The following is an 18,683-nucleotide window of genomic DNA, read 5'->3' as shown; positions in this document are numbered from 1 at the left end:
CCACAGACCTGCAGGTGGGTGGCCGTCAGAGCAACCCATCCGCCCGCAACAACGTCTCCAGGCAATGCTCCTGCACCCCGTAGAACGCCTTGAGCTGGGCGATCTTCTCCAGCAGCGCGCCGTTGTCCACCGCCTGCCGCCGCTTCACCGCAAGAATCATCTTGTTCTTGTTGGTGTGCTCCAGCGAGATGAACTCGAACACCTTGGTTTCATAGCCGCAGGCTTCCAGGTACAGCGCGCGCAGGCTGTCGGTGAGCATTTCGGCCTGCTGGCCCAAGTGCAGGCCGTACTGCAGCATCGGTTGCAGCAACCCTGGGCTGTGCAGTTGCGGACGGATCTGTTTGTGGCAGCACGGCGAACACATGATGATCGCAGCGTTGCAGCGGATGCCGGTGTGAATGGCGTAGTCGGTGGCGATGTCGCAGGCATGCAGGGCGATCATCACCTCAATGGCCGCAGGCACTACGCTGCGCACGTCACCGCACTGGAACTCCAGCCCTGGGTGCTCAAGGCGCGAGGCGGCGGCGTTGCACAGGTCGACCATGTCCTGGCGCAACTCCACGCCAGTCACCTGTGCATCGCGGCCCAGGCTGTTGCGCAGGTAGTCATGCATGGCGAAGGTCAGGTAACCCTTGCCCGAACCGAAGTCGGCGACCCGCAGCGCCTGCTGCGCCGGCACCGGCGCGCTGGCCAGGGCGTGGTCGAAGACCTCGATGAACTTGTTGATCTGCTTCCACTTGCGCGACATGGACGGGATCAATGCGCCTTGTGCGTCGGTCACGCCAAGGTCGCGCAGGAACGGCCGCGACAGCTCCAGGTAGCGCTTTTTCTCGCGGTCGTGGCCGCTGCCTGCGACGGCCTCGCGCGGTGCTTGTGCACCGTGACGCTGAAGCATCGGTTTGCCCTTCTTGCTGAATGTCAGCTGCACTTCGCCGTCAGCGTCGAACAGGTGGGCATTGCGAAAGCTGTCCGGCAGCAGCTCGGCGACCAGCACCTGGGCCTGCTCCAGCGGCAGGTTGCGGGTGATGTCGCGTGTCTGGTGGCGGTAGACCAGCGACAGGCATGGCTGGCCCTTGACCTGCAGCGGCTTGGCAATGATCCGTTGCAAGGTCTGGTCGGCACCGACATGGCGCGCCAGCACCAGCTTGACCAGGGTGTTGCCGTGCAAGGCGGCGTTCAGCAGGTCGAGAAACTGGGTGCGCGCATCTGGCGCACAGGGGGCGGAAGTACTGGCGGACATGGAGAAACGGTGCCTCGAATAGCGGGAAGCGCATTCTACACCCTATGCTGCCGGCTTCCGACTCAATCGAGAATCACCAGGCGGTTGGGCAACTCGTTACGGGCATGGGTTGGCGGCACGTGCTCGCTCAATAACTCGCCGCAGGCCTCGATGCACTCGACAAAGCCCTGCAAGGTCCGGCCCTGGCGCACCTGCTCGGCAAAGCGGGCCACGATGGCCGCGCGGGCGGTGGTATCCAGGTAATGTTCGATACCACGGTCGACCAAAATCTCCACATGCCGCTCCGCTTCGCTGACAAAGATCAGCACGCCCGTGGCGCCTGCAGTGCGCTGCAGGTTCTGCTCGCGAAACTGCTGCCGGGCCAGGCGCGAGGCACGCCAGCGGCGCAGGCCCCGAGGGATCAGCCAGCCGGCCAGGCGTGGGTTGCGCAGCAGCAGGCACAGGCCGACGAACAGCAACACATTGGCCACCAACAAGCCTCGCACGCCAGGCCAGCCCAGCAGCCAGTGCAACAGCCCAGGCACGGCCAGCGCCAGTACGGCGGCCCAGAACAAAGGCCAATAGGCGTAGTCATCGGCACGGCGGGCCAGCACCGTCACCAGTTCGGCATCGGTACGCCGTTCGGCACGGGCAATGGCTTCGGCAATCTGCCGCTGATGGTACTCATCGAAAGGGGTCATGCCGTCGGTCTCTTGAGCGTTCTTATAGTTGTTGTCCCGGCATTCGGGGCTTCATCCGCTAGCGACATATTCAGGCATAATCCGCCGCTGGAAGAAATGCCTGCAAATCGTACAACAATAGCCGCCTGAAAACTTCGGTCGCGCACGTATCACCGTGGATACGGCAGAGGCCCCACAACGGAATTGATGATGAAACTGTCTTTGCTGGGCCTGGCCATGGGCCTTGCCAGTCAGGCGGCCCTCGCCGCCCCCACCGCCCCGCCCCTGCAGGACAAGCAGGCATTCATCGACCATCTGATCAGCCAGATGACCGAAGCCGAGAAAATCGGACAGTTGCGCCTGATCAGCATCGGTCCAGAAATGCCCCACGACAAGATTCGCGAGGAAATCGCCGCCGGCCGCATCGGTGGCACTTTCAACTCACGCACCGCCCCGGAAAACAGGCCGATGCAAGACGCCGCCATGCGCAGTCGCCTGAAGATCCCGATGTTCTTCGCCTACGACACCATCCACGGCGAACGCACCATCTTCCCGATCGGCCTGGGCATGGCTGCCACCTGGGACATGGACGCGGTTGCCAAGGTCGGTCGCACCGCCGCTATCGAAGCCTCGGCCGACGCCTTGGACATGACCTTCGCACCGATGGTCGATATCGCCCGTGACCCGCGCTGGGGCCGCACCAGTGAAGGCTTCGGCGAAGACACCTACCTGACCTCGAAAATCGGCCAGGTGATGGTGCGCTCGTTCCAGGGCAGCAGCCCGGCCAACCCCGACAGCATCATGGCCATCGTCAAGCACTTCGCCCTGTATGGCGCGGTGGAAGGCGGGCGCGACTACAACACAGTCGATATGAGCCTGCCGAAAATGTACAACGACTACCTGCCGCCCTACCGCGCCGCACTCGATGCAGGTGCCGGCGGGGTGATGGTGGCGCTGAACTCGATCAATGGCGTGCCAGCCACCTCCAACACCTGGCTGATGAACGACCTGCTGCGCAAGGAGTGGGGCTTCAAGGGCGTGACCATCAGCGACCACGGTGCAATCCAGGAGTTGATCCGCCACGGCGTCGCCCGCGACGGCCGTGAAGCCGCCAAGCTGGCGATCAAGGCCGGCATCGACATGAGCATGAACGACACCCTGTACGGCGAAGAGCTGCCGGGCTTGCTGAAGTCTGGCGAAGTGACCCAGCGCGAGCTGGACCAGGCGGTGCGTGAAGTGCTGGGTGCCAAGTACGACATGGGCCTGTTCAAAGACCCGTACGTGCGTATCGGCAAGGCCGAAACCGACCTGAAAGACTACTACGGCAACGACCGCCTGCACCGCGAAGCCGCGCGTGACGTGGCCCGCCGCAGCCTGGTGCTGCTGGAAAACCGCAACCAGACCCTGCCACTGAAAAAAGCCGGCACCATTGCCTTGGTCGGCCCGCTGGCCGATGCCCCGATCGACATGATGGGCAGCTGGGCCGCCGACGGAAAACCCGTGCACTCGGTGACCGTTCGCGAAGGCTTGCGCCGTGCCATGGAGGGCAAGGCCAAGCTGGTCTATGCCAAAGGCTCCAACGTCACGGGCGACAAGGCGATCCTCGATTACCTGAACTTCCTCAACTTCGATGCCCCGGAAATCGTCGACGACCCACGTCCGCCTGCGGTGCTGATCGATGAAGCGGTCAAGGCGGCCAAGCAGTCCGATGTGATCGTGGCAGTGGTCGGCGAGTCGCGCGGCATGTCCCACGAGTCGTCGAGCCGTACCACCCTGGAAATCCCGGCCAGCCAGCGCGAGCTGATCAAGGCCCTCAAGGCAACCGGTAAACCACTGGTGCTGGTGCTGATGAACGGCCGCCCGCTGTCGATCAGCTGGGAACGCGAGCAGGCCGACGCGATCCTCGAAACCTGGTTCGCCGGCACCGAAGGCGGCAATGCCATCGCCGACGTACTGTTTGGCGATTACAACCCCTCTGGCAAGCTGGCCATCACCTTCCCGCGCTCGGTCGGGCAAATCCCGATGTACTACAACCACACCCGTATCGGCCGGCCATTCACGCCGGGCAAGCCGGGCAACTACACCTCGCAGTACTTCGAAGAGCCCAACGGGCCGCTGTACCCGTTCGGCTATGGCCTGAGCTACAGCAGCTTCGAGTTGTCGGGCCTGGCGCTGTCGAGCAAAGACCTCAAGCGCGGCGATACGCTGGAAGCCAAGGTAACGGTCAAGAACACCGGCAAGGTGGCAGGCGAGACGGTGGTGCAGCTGTACCTGCAGGATGTGTCCGCCTCGATGAGCCGCCCGGTGAAGGAGCTGAAAAACTTCCAGAAGCTTATGCTCAAGCCTGGCGAGACGCGCACATTGACCTTCAGCATCAGCGAGGACGACCTGAAGTTCTACAATGGCCAGCTACAGCGGGTTGCCGAGCCCGGGGAATTCAATGTCCAGGTCGGGCTGGATTCCCAGGCGGTGCAGCAACAGAGTTTCGAGCTGCTGTAACTGAAAGGTCGCCTGTACCGGCCCTTTCGCGGGCTTCCCCGCGAAAGGGCTGGCCCCGACATCCCAATCATCCGGATCCGCCCCCATGCCCTTTTCCTTTCGCGCCCTGCGTCTGGGGCTGATCACCCTGCTGATCGTGCTGGGTACCGCCCTCAGTGCCGGCTGGGCCATGCACCAGGCCAAGCGCCAGGCCATGGAAGACGACGCCCAGCGTGCCAGCCAGCAGTTGGGCCTGTACGCCAACGCCCTGCACACCCTGATCGACCGCTACCGCGCCCTGCCCGCCGTGCTGGCGCTGGACCCGGAGCTGATCGCCGCGTTGCGCGGTCCGGTCACCGAACACGTACAGGACGCCCTGAACCACAAGCTCGAACGCATCAACGGCGCCGCCAATTCCTCCACCCTCGAACTGCTCGACCGCACCGGCCTGGCCATTGCTGCCAGCAACTGGCGGCTGCCCAGCAGCTACGTGGGTTCCAACTACGGCTTCCGGCCCTACTTCAAGCAAACCCGCAGCCAGGGCAGCGGCCGCTTCTACGCCGTGGGGGTGACCAGTGGCGTGCCGGGTTACTTCCTCGCCAGCGCGGTCAACGATGAGCATGGCCGCTTCCTCGGCGCCATGGTGGTGAAGCTGGAGTTCCCCGAACTGGAACGCGAATGGCGCCAGGGCAGCGATACCCTGCTGGTCAGCGACGCCCGCGGCATTACCTTCATTGCCAACCAGGACGGCTGGCGCTACCGCGAGCTGCAGCCGCTCAGTGGCGCCGACCGGGCCGAACTGGCCGAAACCCGCCAGTACGACAAGCAACCGTTGGTGCCGCTGCAACATCAGGTGCTGACGCGCTTTGCCGCCAACAGCACCCTTAGCCGCGTGCAAGGCCCGGAGGGCAGCGCCGAGTACTTGTGGGAGAGCCTGCCGCTGGAAGGCGAAAACTGGACGTTGCACCTGCTGCGCAAACCGCAGGTCGCCGCCGATGGCCGCAATGCCGCCCTCGGCGCCGCCGCCGTCTGGCTGAGCCTGGTGTTCGCTGCGCTGTTCGTCAGCCAGCGCCTGCGCCTGGCCCGCCTGCGCCAGCGCAGCCGACAAGAGCTCAAGCGCCAGGTCGAGGAGCGCACGCGCGAGCTGCGTACCGCCCAGGAAGGCCTGGTGCAATCCGCCAAACTGGCCGCGCTCGGGCAGATGTCGGCGGCCATGGCCCACGAAATAAACCAACCGCTGACCACCCAACGCATGCAGCTGGAAACCCTGCGCCTGCTGCTTGACCATGGCCGCCATGACGAAGCGCGGCAGGCGCTGGAGCCGCTGGAACAAATGCTCACACGCATGGCAGCGCTTACCAGCCACCTGAAAACCTTCGCCCGCAACAGCCCGGTGGGCCTGCGCGAGCGCCTCGACCTGGCCACCGTGGTCGACCAGGCCTTGCACCTGCTCGAAGCGCGCATTCGCAGCGAAGAAGTAGAGGTGGCCCTGTACCTGGCACGCCCGGCCTGGGTACGTGGCGATGCCATCCGCCTGGAGCAGGTACTGATCAACCTGCTGCGCAATGCCCTCGACGCCATGGCCGACAAGCGCTACAAACGCCTGGAAATCCGCATTGAGCCCGACGGCGAGCTGTGGCGCCTTAGCGTGCTCGACTCCGGTGGCGGCATTGCCGAAGCCGACCTGGCCAAGGTCTTCGACCCATTCTTCACCACCAAGCCAGTGGGTGAAGGGCTGGGGCTGGGCCTGGCCATTTCCTATGGCATCGTGCACGAGGCCGGTGGCCAGCTACAGGCCGAAAACCTGCCCGGCGGCGCGCGCCTGAGCCTTACCCTGCCCCGTGACCTGGAGCCTGTATGTTGAATTCGGTGATCGTCGTCGATGATGAAGCCAGTATCCGCACGGCTGTCGAGCAATGGCTGAGCCTGTCCGGCTTCAGCGTGCAGTTGTTCGCCCGCGCCGAAGAGTGCCTGGCACACCTGCCGCGGCACTTTCCCGGGGTGATCATCAGCGATGTCCGCATGCCGGGCATGGATGGCCTGCAATTGCTCGAACGCCTGCAGGCGGATGACCCCGACCTGCCCGTGATTTTGCTCACCGGCCACGGTGATGTGCCCATGGCGGTAGAAGCCATGCGCAACGGGGCCTATGACTTCCTTGAAAAACCCTTTACCCCGCAACACTTGCTGGGCAGCCTGCGCCGAGCCCTGGAGAAGCGCCAGCTGGTGCTGGAGAACCGCCGGTTGCACGAGCAGGCCGACCTCAAGTCACGCCTGGAGGGGACGCTGCTTGGCATGTCCCAAGGCCTGCAGCAGCTGCGCCGGCAAGTGCTGGAGCTGGCCAGCCTGCCGGTCAATGTGCTGATTCGTGGTGAAACCGGCAGTGGCAAGGAGCGTGTCGCCCGCTGCCTGCACGATTTTGGCCCGCGCGCCGACAAGCCGTTCGTTGCCCTCAACTGTGCAGCAATCCCAGAGTCGCTGTTCGAGGCCGAGCTGTTCGGTCACGAGAGCGGCGCCTTTACCGGCGCCCAGGGCAAGCGCATCGGCAAGCTGGAGTACGCCAACGGTGGCACGGTGTTCCTTGACGAAATCGAGAGCATGCCACTGGCGCAGCAGGCCAAGCTGCTACGGGTGATTCAGGAACAGAAGGTGGAGCGCCTGGGGGCCAACCAGAGCATCAGCGTCGACTTGCGAATCATTGCCGCGACCAAGCCCGACCTGCTCGACGAAGCCCGTGCCGGGCGCTTTCGCGAAGACCTGGCCTACCGCTTGAACGTGGCCGAGCTGCGCCTGGCACCATTGCGTGAACGGCGTGAGGACATCGCGCTGCTGTTCGACCACTTTGCCCGTGCAGCAAGCGAAAAGCTTGGGCGTGCCGCGCCGCCGCCGTCGGGAGCACAGCTGGCGCAACTGCTGTCGCATGACTGGCCGGGCAATGTGCGTGAACTGGCCAATGCGGCGGAGCGGCATGCATTGGGTTTGGGTTCGCCGAACATCGAGGTGGCGCCTGCCGGGCAATCGCTGGGCGAGCAAATGGAAGCGTTCGAGGCGCAATGCCTACGCGCGGCGTTGCGCCAGCATGGTGGGGCGATCAATGCAGTGATGGAGGCGTTGCAGCTGCCGCGGCGCACACTGAACGAGAAGATGCAGCGGCATGGTTTGGTACGTGAGGATTTTGTCGGGCGCGAATGAGCGGAAATCCGCTTATTGGTAATGACTAATAAGCAAACATCCGCTTACTTCTCGGCGATCTTGGGGCTGCTTTGCAGCCCATCGCGACGCAAGGCCGCTCCTACAAGGCCACTAACATGCGGGGTCTGGGCAGACTACGCCCTCAAATGAATCAGCCTGCACCCATTTGGCACACCTTCTGCAATCACCTGTGCAAGCTGCGCCACGGCGCGCTCCACAAAAACAACGAGAAGGTATCCCTGATGGATAACGCCACCTCCCTGCCCGCCGGGGCGGCCACCGCGCCTGCCGCAGAAAAAACCACCGCCAGCCGCCTGAAGTCGATTTTCAGCGGGTCCATCGGCAACATGGTCGAATGGTACGACTGGTACGTCTACGCCGCGTTCTCGCTGTACTTCGCCAAGGCCTTCTTCCCGGCCGGCGACTCCACCGCACAACTGCTCAACACCGCCGCGATCTTCGCCGTGGGCTTTCTGATGCGCCCGATCGGCGGCTGGCTGATGGGCCTGTACGCCGACCGCAAGGGCCGCAAGGCCGCGCTCATGGCTTCGGTACTGCTGATGTGCGCAGGCTCGTTGGTCATCGCCCTGACCCCGGGTTACGAAACCATCGGCGTCGCCGCGCCTATCCTGCTGGTCATCGCACGCCTGCTGCAGGGCCTGTCGGTAGGTGGTGAGTACGGCACCTCGGCCACCTACCTCAGCGAAATGGCCAGCAAGGAACGCCGTGGCTTCTTCTCCAGCTTCCAGTACGTGACCCTGATCTCCGGCCAGCTCATCGCCCTGGCGGTATTGATCGTCCTGCAGCAGACCCTGACCACCGAGCAGCTGTATGCCTGGGGCTGGCGCGTGCCGTTCGTGATCGGTGCGCTGTGCGCCGTAGTGGCCCTGTACCTGCGTCGCGGCATGGAAGAAACCGCATCGTTCACCAAGAAGGAAAAGGCCAAGGAAAGCCTGATGCGCACCCTACTGCGTCACCCCAAGGAGCTGATGACAGTGGTCGGCCTGACCATGGGCGGCACCCTGGCCTTCTACACCTACACCACCTACATGCAGAAGTACCTGGTCAACACCGTGGGCATGAGCATCAGCGACTCGACCACCATCTCGGCCGCCACGCTGTTCCTGTTCATGTGCCTGCAGCCGGTGATCGGCGGGCTGTCCGACAAGATCGGCCGACGTCCGATCCTGATCGCCTTCGGTGTGCTCGGCACCCTGTTCACCGTACCGATCCTCAGCACCCTGCACACCATCCAAACCTGGTGGGGCGCGTTCTTCCTGATCATGGCTGCTTTGATCATCGTCAGCGGCTACACCTCGATCAACGCCGTGGTCAAGGCCGAGCTGTTCCCAACTGAAATTCGCGCACTGGGCGTAGGCCTGCCATATGCGCTGACCGTGTCGATCTTCGGCGGTACCGCTGAGTACGTGGCCCTGTGGTTCAAGAGCGTCGGCATGGAAAGCGGCTTCTACTGGTACGTTACCGCCTGCATCGCTTGCTCGCTGCTGGTTTACGCAACCATGAAGGACACCAAGCAACACTCGCGAATTACTACTGATTGACGCAGGCCTGGTAATACTGAAAGGGGCGCACCATTGTATGGGGCGCCCCTTTTTTATGCCCGCTCTGATAAAGCATCTCGGCTGCCAAGTGCTTGTCAAAACAGGTTTATCGCCTTCGAGATCGAGCGCCGCGCGCGGCGCTCGATTTCAGCAACACCGCAAACATCAAGCCATACCTCCAAAGCCCCTGATGAGCCGATTCAAGACACCTCCAACGCCTGACGCGGTTCACGGCGCTGGTACCAGTTGGCCATCAGCACCAGCACCAGCAGCACCCCGCCCAGCACTGCCGAAGAGCCGACCGTGCCAAAGTCCAGGCCGCCCTTCTCATGCGGCTTGGTCAGGAAGTCACCCAAGGTGGCGCCAAACGGCCGGGTGAGCACGAACGCGACCCAGAACAACACAACGCCTGGGATGCGGGTCCAATATCGAGCCACCACCACCAATGCAATGGCACTGCCAATCAACAGTGCGCCACCGGCAAAGCCCAGCCCCGAGTCATCGGCCAGGTAATCGCCCAGCGCGGTGCCGAGGGTGTTGGAAAACAGGATTGCCACCCAGTAGAACAGCTCGCCCGTGCGGTTCTTGATACGGGTGACATCCAGCGGGTTGCCACTCAGACGCCAGACCAGGAAGGTCAGTAACAGGATGCCGATGAGCAGCGCCGAACCCGTGGCATAACCCAGCCCCAGGGTACGGTCCATGAAATCGGACATGGTGGTGCCAGCGGTACTGGTGGAGAGAATAACCAACCAGTACAGCATCGGGTGATAGCGGCGCGAGTACAACTGGCCCAGCAACGTCAGCAGAAACACGCTGATCAGCAGCAGCGAGCTAAGTGCATAGCCGATGTTCAGGGTCATCGACAGCAAGTCGCCTGCTGTTTCACCCAGGGTGGTAGCGCAGATCTTCATGACCCAGAAGGCCAAGGTGATTTGCGGGAGTTTGTTCATTGTTGTGCCGCTCCAGTTTTAGGTGCGGCGATGGTGCTGAGCAGCGTCTGAAAAATCGGTTGGTGATAGATGAAAAATACGTTCATCGGCCATCTGCTTCAGATTTTTCCTTCTTAACGCCCTATTAATTCCACCTCATCAAGCTGCAATGGCTGGCAGAACGTTGGTGCAAGCACCGACGTACCTTGGGCCAGGCTGCTGCCTGATTGATGGTATGCGCACCCATATATATCTATTTATTAGATTTTTAACCGCTATTTTTTGCGCTTTTTAATCTAATTAATAGGCGTAGCATTTAACCCATAGAAACAAACAACTCACGAACCCCTGGAGCAACGACCATGAAAAACAAACTGATCCTCACCCTGGCCCTCTCGGTTCTCGCAACGGGCGCCTTTGCCGAAGATGGCTTCGATCGCACCAACGCCCACACCTTCGCCGCAGCCCAGACTCAATCCGCTAGTTACGTTGAAGACGGCTTTGACCGCACCGGCGGCCAACGCTTCGCCGAAGACGGCTTCGACCGCACCGGCGGCCAACGCTTCGCCGAAGACGGCTTCGACCGCACCGGCGGCCAACGCTTCGCCGAAGATGGCTTCGACCGCACCAACGCCCACCGCATCAGCTGATCCCTGATGCGAGCACCCAGCCCGGCTTTAGCCGGGCTTGATCATTTGCAGGCGAGCTCAGGCTTGGCACACTAGGCACCTTGTCCACCAGGAGGTAGGGCCAGCAAGCCCAGCACAGATGTATTACTACGAACCCGCCAAAGGCCACGGCCTGCCCCACGACCCGTTCAATGCCATCGTCGGTCCCCGCCCTATCGGCTGGATCTCCTCTCAAGACCGCGACGGTCGCCTGAACCTGGCGCCATACAGCTTCTTCAACGCCTTCAACTACATCCCGCCGATCATCGGTTTCTGCAGCGTCGGGCGCAAAGACAGCCTGAACAACATCGAGCAGACCGGTGAATTCGTCTGGAACCTGGCCACCCGCCCACTGGCCGAGCAAATGAACCTGAGCTGCGCGCCAGTTGCTGCCGATGTGAGCGAATTTGAACTGAGCGGCCTCACTGCCGCACCGTCGAGCATCGTCAAGGTGCCGCGCGTGGGCGAAACCCCGGTAGCCTTCGAGTGCAAGGTCAGCCAGATCGTCCAGCTCAAGCGGGCCGACCAGGCATTGGTGCCTAGCTGGCTGATCCTCGGGGAAGTCGTGGCGGTGCACATTGCCGAGCACCTGTTGAACAACGGCATCTACGATACCGCTGCCGCCGAGCCGATCCTGCGTGGCGGTGGCCCGGCGGACTATTTCGAACTGGGCAATCTGTTCAAGATGGCCCGGCCGCCAGCCTGATCACCAGACCAGCTCGCCCTCTTCGCTGACGCCCTGCAGGCGTTGCAGCTCGGCGGTGGCCGCTTCGTCGGCGGCCACGGCGCCCTTGAACACCTGCCCGTCGAGCACCTTGTGAAAGCGTGGTGCACCGCCCATGCCCAGGGCCTTGACCGCGATGGCCGCGTTGTAGCCACCCCCCTCCACCGGCACCATCGCCGAAACCGCTTCGAAATGAGTAAATTCCCTACGTGCCATGTCGCTATCCGCTTGGTTGAACAAGTGCGTCACTTTACCTCATCCACCCTCAATCGAAGGTATGCAAGTCCAGGCTACTGACCACACGCGCCTGCACCAGCTCACCAAACACCTCCAGCGTCGGCGAAGCAAAGTAGCCACTCATCGCCTGCTGGTCCTGCCAGCTACCACTGAGCAGCCACAGGTCAGCATCAGCCTGCGAACGCTGCACGGTGAAACTCAGGCAACCCGGCGCACGCAGCGAGGGCTCGAGCAGGTCACGCAGGCGCGCGCCCAGCTCTGCAGAACGCCCGCTGCTGGCACGAATGAAAGCAAGATGGGTGACCGGTTGTTTTAGGGTCATTGCACAATCTCCTTGAAGCGGGCGGACGGAAAAGCCAGGCTGCCAAGGTTAGGGGCTCACCCGCGCGGCGCGTTAGGCCAATACTGCACGTCGATTGCCTGATCCTGCAGCGCTGCAGGATCAGGCAATCGACGTGCAGCTTTCGACTAGCGCCCGTCTGTGCCCAAACCTATGCTGCGTCGGTCAGTAGAGGAAAGCCATCATGACCACCGCCACGTCCACCGACCCCACCCTGGAACTGCAGCGCCTGGAACTGGCCGAATTGATTACCCGCCACGCCGGCGAGCCCCACGGCCCGGCCTCGGCCATCGATGACCTGTACCTGGTGCGCTACACCGAGAACGTGCGCTCGGTGCCGACCCTTGCGCAACCCGCCCTGTGCATCCTTGCCCAAGGCAGCAAAAGCCTGTTTCTCGGCGACGAGCAGTACGCCTACGACCCACTGCATTACATGGTGGTCTCGGTGACCTTGCCGCTAAGCGGCGTGAAGCTCGATGCCAGCCCGGAGAACCCCAGCCTGGGCCTGCGCATGGACCTGGACCCGGCCGAAATCAGCCAGCTGATCGCCGAGAGCGGACCGATGCTGGTACCCAATAGACCTTCGGGCCGTGGCTTGTACGTGGAAAGGACTGATGCGGCGTTGCTTGACGCCCTGCTACGGCTGATCCGCCTGCTGGACACACCGCGTGATATCGCGATGTTGGCACCGCTGTTCCGCCGCGAGATTCTCTACCGTTTGCTGCGTGGGCCGCAGGGTTGCAGGCTGTATGAAATCGCGTTGGCCAACAGCCAGACCCACCGGGTTTGCCAAGCCATAACCTGGCTTAACAACAACTACCAGCAGCCGCTGCGTATCGAGGACCTGGCCCGTGAGGTCAACCTCAGCACCTCGACCTTGCACCACCGCTTCAAGGCCGTGACGTCGATGAGCCCGTTGCAGTATCAGAAGCAGTTGCGCCTGCAGGAGGCCCGGCGGCTCATGCTGAACGACGGGCTCGAGGCGGCGGTGGCGGCCTATAGGGTGGGGTATGAAAGCCCGTCGCAGTTCAGCCGTGAATACAGCCGGCTTTACGGCGCGCCACCGATTCGGGATGTGGCCAGGTTGCGGGCTACTGCTGGCTAAAGTCGGGCTGATCCTGTACTGGCCACTTCGCGGGTAACCCCGCGAAGTGGCCGTAACAGGTTAAGCGCTACATCATCGCAGCACTGTTTCTTGCCACTGGTTCTGGTCAACCTGGATCAAGGTCGGCCCCTTGCGCTCCAACGCCAGCCCCAGTGCTGCCTGTAGCTGCACCACATCCGTCACATGCTCCGCCGCCGCGCCCAACGCCCGCGCCACACCGATGAAGTCCGGGGTATGGATATCCACGCCTACCGGCTCGATCGCCCGGTTGACCATGTACTTCTTGATCTCCTCGTACCCCTGGTTATTCCACAACAGCACGACCAGCGGCACCTGCGCCTCCACCGCACTGGCCAGCTCCGGCAGGGTGAACTGCAAGCCGCCATCACCAATCAAGCACACCGCTGGCGCACGTTGGTCGGCCTGTTCGGCACTGCCCAACCAGGCGCCCATGGCCGCAGGCAGTGCATAACCCAGGGTGCCGTAACCGGTCGAGGCATTGAACCAGCGACGCGGCTGGTGCATGTCCAGGGTCAGGTTGCCGGTGTACACCGGTTGGGTGGAATCGCCCACCAGAATGGCATTGGGCAGGCGTTCGAGAATGGCGTTCAGCAAACGCGTCTGGCTCAAGGTCGGCTGGTCCCAATCTGCTGCCAGAGCCTGGCGTAGCTTGGCCACGCGGGCCTCACCCCAAGTGCTTTCGTGCACCGGTTGCGGCTGGGCCTGCAAGGCACCGAACAACGCTTCGGCGGCCAGCTCGGCATCGGCGACCAGCGCCAGCTCCGGCAGGTAGTTGCGCACCGTCTGGTCCGGGTCGATATCGATGCGCAGCAGGCTGCCCGGGATCTCGAAACCGCCCTTGAAGGTCACGTCGTAATCGGTTTCGGCAAGTTCGGTGCCAATCGCCAGCACCACGTCGGCCTCGGCCACCAACTCACGTGTGGCCGGCAGCGACTGGGTCGAACCGATCTGCAACGGGTGGCTGGCCGGCAGCAAGCCTTTGGCATTGATGGTCAGCGCCACCGGGGCCTGAAGGTGTTCAGCCAGGCGTGCCAGCGCAGCCCCCGCAGCCAATGCCCCGCCACCGGCAAGAATCAGCGGCCGACGTGCACTGGCCAGGCGCTCAGCCATCTGCGCCACCGCCTGCGGAGCCGCTCCTGCCCGGCTGCCACGTACCGGGCGGCCCGGCAACAGGAAGTCAGCCGGTTCGACCAGTACATCGAGCGGTATCTCGATGTGCACCGGGCGCGGCCGGGCACTGTCGAACACGGCAAATGCTCGGGCCAGCACCTGCGGCAAGTCTGCGGCACTCATCAAGGTGTGGGAAAACGCAGCCACACCCGCTACCAGCGCGGCCTGGTTGGGCAGCTCATGCAGCTTGCCACGGCCACCGCCCAACTGGTCGCGGGTCTGCACGCTGGAAATTACCAGCATCGGAATCGAATCGGCATAGGCCTGGCCCATGGCCGTGGTGATGTTGGTCATGCCAGGGCCGGTGATGATGAAGCACACCCCGGGTTTGCCACGGGTGCGCGCATAGCCGTCAGCCATGAACCCGGCCCCCTGCTCGTGACGCGGGGTGATGTGGCGAATGGACGAACCCGCCAGGCCACGGTAGAGCTCCACGGTATGTACACCGGGAATGCCGAAGACATGGTCCACGCCATAGCCTTCAAGGAGTTTGACCAGTACTTCACCGCAGGTTGCCATTGGGGTTCACCATGAATCTTGTTGGGTTATGCCCTTATTGGACCCAAGCCACGGCTATCCCCACAATGTAAAAAAACACATACTAGCCATGTCCTGTGATCATGGCTTACTGCAATGAAACGCCTCCCGCCTCTGCCTACCCTGTACACCTTTCTGGTCACTGCCCAGCACTGCAATTTCACCCGTGCAGGGCAACAGTTGCACATCACCCAGGGCGCCGTCAGCCGGCAGATCGCAGCCCTCGAAGAGCACCTGGGTTATGCGCTGTTCAAGCGTGAGGCCCGCGGTTTGAGCCTGACCCGTGAAGGCCAGGACTGGCTGCCTCGGGTGCAGCAGGTGTTCGCGCTGATCGATCAAGGCGTGCGCGAGGTGGGCGAGCACAGCACGACCTTGCAGCTCAAGGCGCCGACCTGCGTGATGCGCTGGCTACTGCCACGCCTGATGGAATGGCAAGCCCTGCGCCCGGACATACCGGTCGAACTCACCACCACCGTGCAGCATGGGGTGGATTTTCGCCGCGAGGGCTTTGACGCCGCGGTGGTCTATGGCGATGCACCGAACCACGGGCTGCACGTGCGCAAGTTGTTCGATGAGCAACTGACACCGGTATGCGCACCGTCACTGCTTCAAGGGCCGCTGCCCTTGCAGCAGGTGGAAGACCTGGCGCGGCACATGCTGCTGCACCCGTCACGAGATGAGCATGATTGGCGGTTGTGGTTGCAGGCAGCAGGTGTGACGCTGGCCAGTCATGGGCCCAAGCAGCATTTCGAGACGCTGGACATGGCAATGGCCATGGCCTCGCAGGGGACTGGCGTGGCTATCGGTGATTGGTCGCTGATTGGCGATGACTTGCGCGGGGGGCGGCTGTGCATGCCGTTTGCGCTGAAGGTGCTGACGGGTAAAGGTTATTACCTGGTAAGCCAGGCCAGAAGCTTGCCACCGGGTTTAGTGGAGTTGCTGGATTGGCTGCAGCGCCAGGCTAGCCAGTGAGGGCCCATACACGGGCACGCACGCTCCCACAGGTACAGCACAGGGCTTGGAATTTGTGCAATACCTGTGGGAGCGTGCGTGCCCACGAAGCAGGCGACTCAGTAACCGACTGTGAAGCGCTGCCGTGAATGCGCAGGCTTTTCCAGCTCGTCGAGCATGGCAATCGCATAATCGGCAAAGGTGATCCAGCTCTTGCCGTCCGCACCGATCAGCAGGTGATCCTTACCCAACGTGTAGCGCCCGCTACGTTCACCTTCAACGAACTCCGCCGACGGCGAGAGAAAGGTCCAGTCCAGGTTTGGCTCGCGCTGCAACGCCTCCAGAAAACGCACCCCGGCAGTGGCCTCGGCCTTGTAGGCTTCCGGGAAGTCCGGGCTGTCGATCACCCGGTGCCCCGACGGCAACAACAGGCTGCCGGCCCCCCCCACCACCAGCAACCGCTTGACCCCGGCGCGCTTGACAGGCTCGATGATCGCGTGCGGCTCGATGGTCGAAAAATGCGCCGCGCTCAACACCGCGTCCACACCCTCGACAGCCGCTTGCAGGGCCGCGCTATCCTTGGCATCCAGCGCTTTGACGGTCACCCCGTCACGCCCCTGCAAACGGGAAGGGTCGCGGGCAATGGCCAGCACACTATGGCCACGGCGCAGGGCCTCTTCCAGCAACTGGCTGCCAGCGCGGCCAGTGGCACCGATGATTGCAATCTTGCTCATGGGAAACTCTCCATCAGTTGAACGGAATTACCACTTCATCTCGCCCTTGGCGACCTTGGCCCCAAGCTCCAGGGAGCTTTCATCGGCCAGGCCTGGGTAACGATGCTTCATGGCCTCGATCAAGGCGCCAGCATCTTTTGCTTTGACGGTTTCGGCATCGAAATCACGAATGTAGTTCGCAGTGAAACGCACAGCTTGCAATGAACGGCTGCTGTCCCCCAGATAATGGCCCGGGACGACTGTGCGCGGCGCCAGCGCTTCGATCCGCGCCAGGGTGGCGAGCCAATCGGCATGCGACTTGGCTGTTTGGGTATCGGCCATCCACACATGAATATGCTCGGACACCACTACCCCACCGACCACCGCCTTGATCGACGGGATCCAGACAAAGCTGCGGTCTGGCTGTGGGCCGTCAAGGCCAACCACGTCCAAGGCCTGCCCTTCCAGCATCAGGCGGTTGCCTTCGAGCACTTGCGGCAGCACCAGCCGCGCGGGCTTGTCCGCCCCCATCTGCGGCCCCCAGTACGCCAGCTTGGCGTCCATGGTCTGGCGAATATGCGCAACGGTCGCGGCCGAAGCCAGCACCTTGGCGTCGGGGAAAGCCTGGGTCAGGGTATCCAGGCCGAAATAGTAATCCGGGTCGCCATGGCTGATGTAGATGCTGGTCAGGTGCTTGCCACCGGCTCGCAAGCGCTGTACCAACTGCTCGGCCTGGGCTTTGCCGAACTGGGCATCGACCAGCACGGCGTCATGTTGGCCACTGACGATCACCGAGCTGATCGGGAATATCGCTTCGTGCCCGGGGTTGTAGACTTCCAGCTGCAAGGGCTCGGCAGCCAGCACCGGGCCGGCCAGGGTAACGCAGGCCAGCAGCAGGCCACGCAAAGGAGAGAACAGGGACATGAGCAACGCCTTCAGCTGAACAATGCCCAACAGCTTAGTTGCCCAATCCGTCACAAAAAATGCGATGCTCGAACATAGTTTGTTTCTGAAATCGGGCAAATCATGGACCGTCTGAACGCCATGCGCGTATTCGTAACCGTCGTCGACCTGGGCAGCCAGTCGGCGGCAGCGGATCATCTGCAATTGTCGCGACCGGTAGTATCGCGCTATCTGGCCGAGCTGGAGGACTGGGTTGGCGCGCGGCTGATGCAGCGCACCACGCGCAAGCTCAGCCTCACGGCCGCCGGCCAGGAAACCCTGCCCCGCTGCCGGCAACTGCTGGACCTGGCCGGCGACCTGCAGGCCGCCGTGCAGCAGCCGGAAGACGCACCAAAGGGTGCACTGCGTATCAGCGTCAGTACCTCATTTGGCCAAGCACAGTTGGTGGACGCCGTAGCAGCCTACGTGCAGCGTTACCCTGGAGTGAAGGTGGAACTGCAAATGCTCGACCGCACCGTCAACCTGGTGGACGAGCGCATCGACCTGGCCATTCGTACCAGCAACGACCTGGACCCCAACCTGATCGCCCGGCGCCTGAGCGTGTGCCGCTCGGTGGTGTGCGCGGCACCGGCCTACCTGCACGAGCACGGCACGCCACAACGGGTCGAGGAACTGAGCCGACACAACTGCCTGACCCACGCCTACTTCGGCCACAGCCTGTGGCATTTCGAGGTGGCCGGGCAGCACGTCGCCGTGCCGGTGGCGGGGAACATCAGCGCCAACGAGGCGATGACCCTGCAGAAGGCAGCACTGGCTGGCGCGGGTATCGCCATGCTGCCGACCTATCAGGCAGCCGAGGCCCTGCGCCGAGGCGAACTGATTCGCCTGCTGCCCGAGGCGAGGCCGCGTGAATTGAACCTGAATGCGGTGTACACGTCGCGCAAACACATGCCGGCAACCTTGCGGAGCATGCTGGATTTTCTAGTGCTGCGGTTCAAGGACGAGCCGGAGTGGGACCAGGATCTATACTAATGCTGTACACCCCTATCGCTGTAATGGGAGGTGAGCACCATGGGTATCAAATCAAGAAGAGTCGCCGTTGTCATGGCCCTGACCGCAGTCGCAGGGCTGTATGGCTCGGCCTGCTGGCGCGTCGAGCTGCTGCGCAGCCAGCCTAGCGCCGCCAACAGCTGCGAGCGGGCACATTGCGTGCCCCACACCGCAACCTTGAGCGCCGTCCGTTGAGTCGAC

Annotated in this window: 18 protein-coding genes; 10 read left to right on the top strand and 8 right to left on the bottom strand. The window is 62.9% G+C overall.

The annotated features are described in order from the left end of the window. Window positions 1-25: 25 nt before the first annotated feature. Together Q9451_RS07705 and Q9451_RS07700 are read right to left on the bottom strand one after the other, a co-directional pair. Entirely contained in the window at window positions 26-1,240 is a 1,215-nt protein-coding gene (locus Q9451_RS07705) for an SAM-dependent methyltransferase (RefSeq protein ID WP_012273956.1), read from the bottom strand. 62 nt (window positions 1,241-1,302) lie between these two features. Then, window positions 1,303-1,920 (bottom strand): TPM domain-containing protein, encoded by a 618-nt coding sequence (locus tag Q9451_RS07700; protein WP_012273957.1) that lies wholly within the window; start codon window positions 1,918-1,920, stop codon window positions 1,303-1,305. Window positions 1,921-2,106: 186 nt separating this feature from the next. Between Q9451_RS07700 and bglX the strand changes: the two genes are divergently transcribed. The 4 genes from bglX (at window position 2,107) to Q9451_RS07680 (ending at window position 9,131) form a co-directional block, all read left to right on the top strand. Next, window positions 2,107-4,398 carry a beta-glucosidase BglX gene (bglX, locus tag Q9451_RS07695; protein WP_012273958.1) on the top strand — a complete coding sequence of 764 codons (2,292 nt, stop codon included), beginning with the start codon at window positions 2,107-2,109 and terminating at the stop codon, window positions 4,396-4,398. Window positions 4,399-4,483: 85 nt separating this feature from the next. Next, window positions 4,484-6,241: an ATP-binding protein gene (locus tag Q9451_RS07690; protein ID WP_012273959.1), complete on the top strand. Its 1,758-nt coding sequence runs from the start codon at window positions 4,484-4,486 to the stop codon at window positions 6,239-6,241. Next, entirely contained in the window at window positions 6,235-7,569 is a 1,335-nt protein-coding gene (locus tag Q9451_RS07685; RefSeq protein WP_012273960.1) for a sigma-54 dependent transcriptional regulator, read from the top strand. Before Q9451_RS07690 ends, Q9451_RS07685 begins: the two co-directional genes overlap by 7 nt. Before the next feature lie 242 nt (window positions 7,570-7,811). After that, complete coding sequence (locus Q9451_RS07680; protein WP_012273961.1) at window positions 7,812-9,131, top strand: MFS transporter; 1,320 nt, start codon at window positions 7,812-7,814, stop codon at window positions 9,129-9,131. Window positions 9,132-9,331: 200 nt separating this feature from the next. Here Q9451_RS07680 and Q9451_RS07675 read toward each other — a convergent pair whose 3' ends face one another. Beyond that, window positions 9,332-10,084, bottom strand: a complete 753-nt coding sequence (locus tag Q9451_RS07675) for a membrane protein (protein ID WP_012273962.1) — start codon at window positions 10,082-10,084, stop codon at window positions 9,332-9,334. A gap of 341 nt (window positions 10,085-10,425) precedes the next feature. Here Q9451_RS07675 and Q9451_RS07670 point away from each other — a divergent pair, with 341 nt between their 5' ends. Further along, window positions 10,426-10,713 (top strand): hypothetical protein, encoded by a 288-nt coding sequence (locus Q9451_RS07670; RefSeq protein WP_012273963.1) that lies wholly within the window; start codon window positions 10,426-10,428, stop codon window positions 10,711-10,713. A gap of 118 nt (window positions 10,714-10,831) precedes the next feature. Then, complete coding sequence (locus tag Q9451_RS07665) at window positions 10,832-11,437, top strand: flavin reductase family protein (protein ID WP_012273964.1); 606 nt, start codon at window positions 10,832-10,834, stop codon at window positions 11,435-11,437. On the opposite strand, the gene Q9451_RS07660 is transcribed toward Q9451_RS07665, so the two are convergent. Further along, a complete protein-coding gene (locus Q9451_RS07660; RefSeq protein ID WP_012273965.1) occupies window positions 11,438-11,704 on the bottom strand; it encodes a hypothetical protein in 267 nt (88 codons plus the stop codon). Between the two features lie 16 nt (window positions 11,705-11,720). Then, a complete protein-coding gene (locus Q9451_RS07655) occupies window positions 11,721-12,014 on the bottom strand; it encodes an antibiotic biosynthesis monooxygenase family protein (RefSeq protein ID WP_012273966.1) in 294 nt (97 codons plus the stop codon). Between the two features lie 202 nt (window positions 12,015-12,216). On the opposite strand from Q9451_RS07655, the gene Q9451_RS07650 reads away from it, so the two are divergent. Then, on the top strand, window positions 12,217-13,137 hold the full coding sequence (locus tag Q9451_RS07650) for an AraC family transcriptional regulator (RefSeq protein ID WP_012273967.1): 921 nt from the start codon (window positions 12,217-12,219) through the stop codon (window positions 13,135-13,137). Window positions 13,138-13,209: 72 nt separating this feature from the next. On the opposite strand, the gene Q9451_RS07645 is transcribed toward Q9451_RS07650, so the two are convergent. Beyond that, window positions 13,210-14,847, bottom strand: coding sequence for a 5-guanidino-2-oxopentanoate decarboxylase (locus Q9451_RS07645; RefSeq protein WP_012273968.1), 1,638 nt, complete (start codon window positions 14,845-14,847; stop codon window positions 13,210-13,212). 114 nt (window positions 14,848-14,961) lie between these two features. Here Q9451_RS07645 and Q9451_RS07640 point away from each other — a divergent pair, with 114 nt between their 5' ends. After that, complete coding sequence (locus Q9451_RS07640) at window positions 14,962-15,837, top strand: LysR substrate-binding domain-containing protein (protein WP_012273969.1); 876 nt, start codon at window positions 14,962-14,964, stop codon at window positions 15,835-15,837. A 98-nt stretch (window positions 15,838-15,935) separates the two neighbouring features. Here Q9451_RS07640 and Q9451_RS07635 read toward each other — a convergent pair whose 3' ends face one another. Both Q9451_RS07635 and Q9451_RS07630 read right to left on the bottom strand, forming a co-directional pair. Beyond that, on the bottom strand, window positions 15,936-16,550 hold the full coding sequence (locus Q9451_RS07635) for an NAD(P)-dependent oxidoreductase (RefSeq protein ID WP_012273970.1): 615 nt from the start codon (window positions 16,548-16,550) through the stop codon (window positions 15,936-15,938). Between the two features lie 27 nt (window positions 16,551-16,577). Further along, window positions 16,578-17,453, bottom strand: coding sequence for an MBL fold metallo-hydrolase (locus Q9451_RS07630; RefSeq protein WP_012273971.1), 876 nt, complete (start codon window positions 17,451-17,453; stop codon window positions 16,578-16,580). 102 nt (window positions 17,454-17,555) lie between these two features. Here Q9451_RS07630 and Q9451_RS07625 point away from each other — a divergent pair, with 102 nt between their 5' ends. Both Q9451_RS07625 and Q9451_RS07620 read left to right on the top strand, forming a co-directional pair. Next, on the top strand, window positions 17,556-18,464 hold the full coding sequence (locus Q9451_RS07625) for a LysR family transcriptional regulator (RefSeq protein ID WP_012273972.1): 909 nt from the start codon (window positions 17,556-17,558) through the stop codon (window positions 18,462-18,464). Window positions 18,465-18,536: 72 nt separating this feature from the next. Further along, window positions 18,537-18,677, top strand: a complete 141-nt coding sequence (locus tag Q9451_RS07620; protein ID WP_012273973.1) for a hypothetical protein — start codon at window positions 18,537-18,539, stop codon at window positions 18,675-18,677. The last annotated feature ends 6 nt before the right edge of the window (window positions 18,678-18,683 follow it).

This window comes from Pseudomonas sp. NY8896 (genome assembly GCF_039634505.1).
Note: the sequence above shows the minus strand (reverse complement) of the source record. Positions and strands in the feature narration are given on the sequence as shown.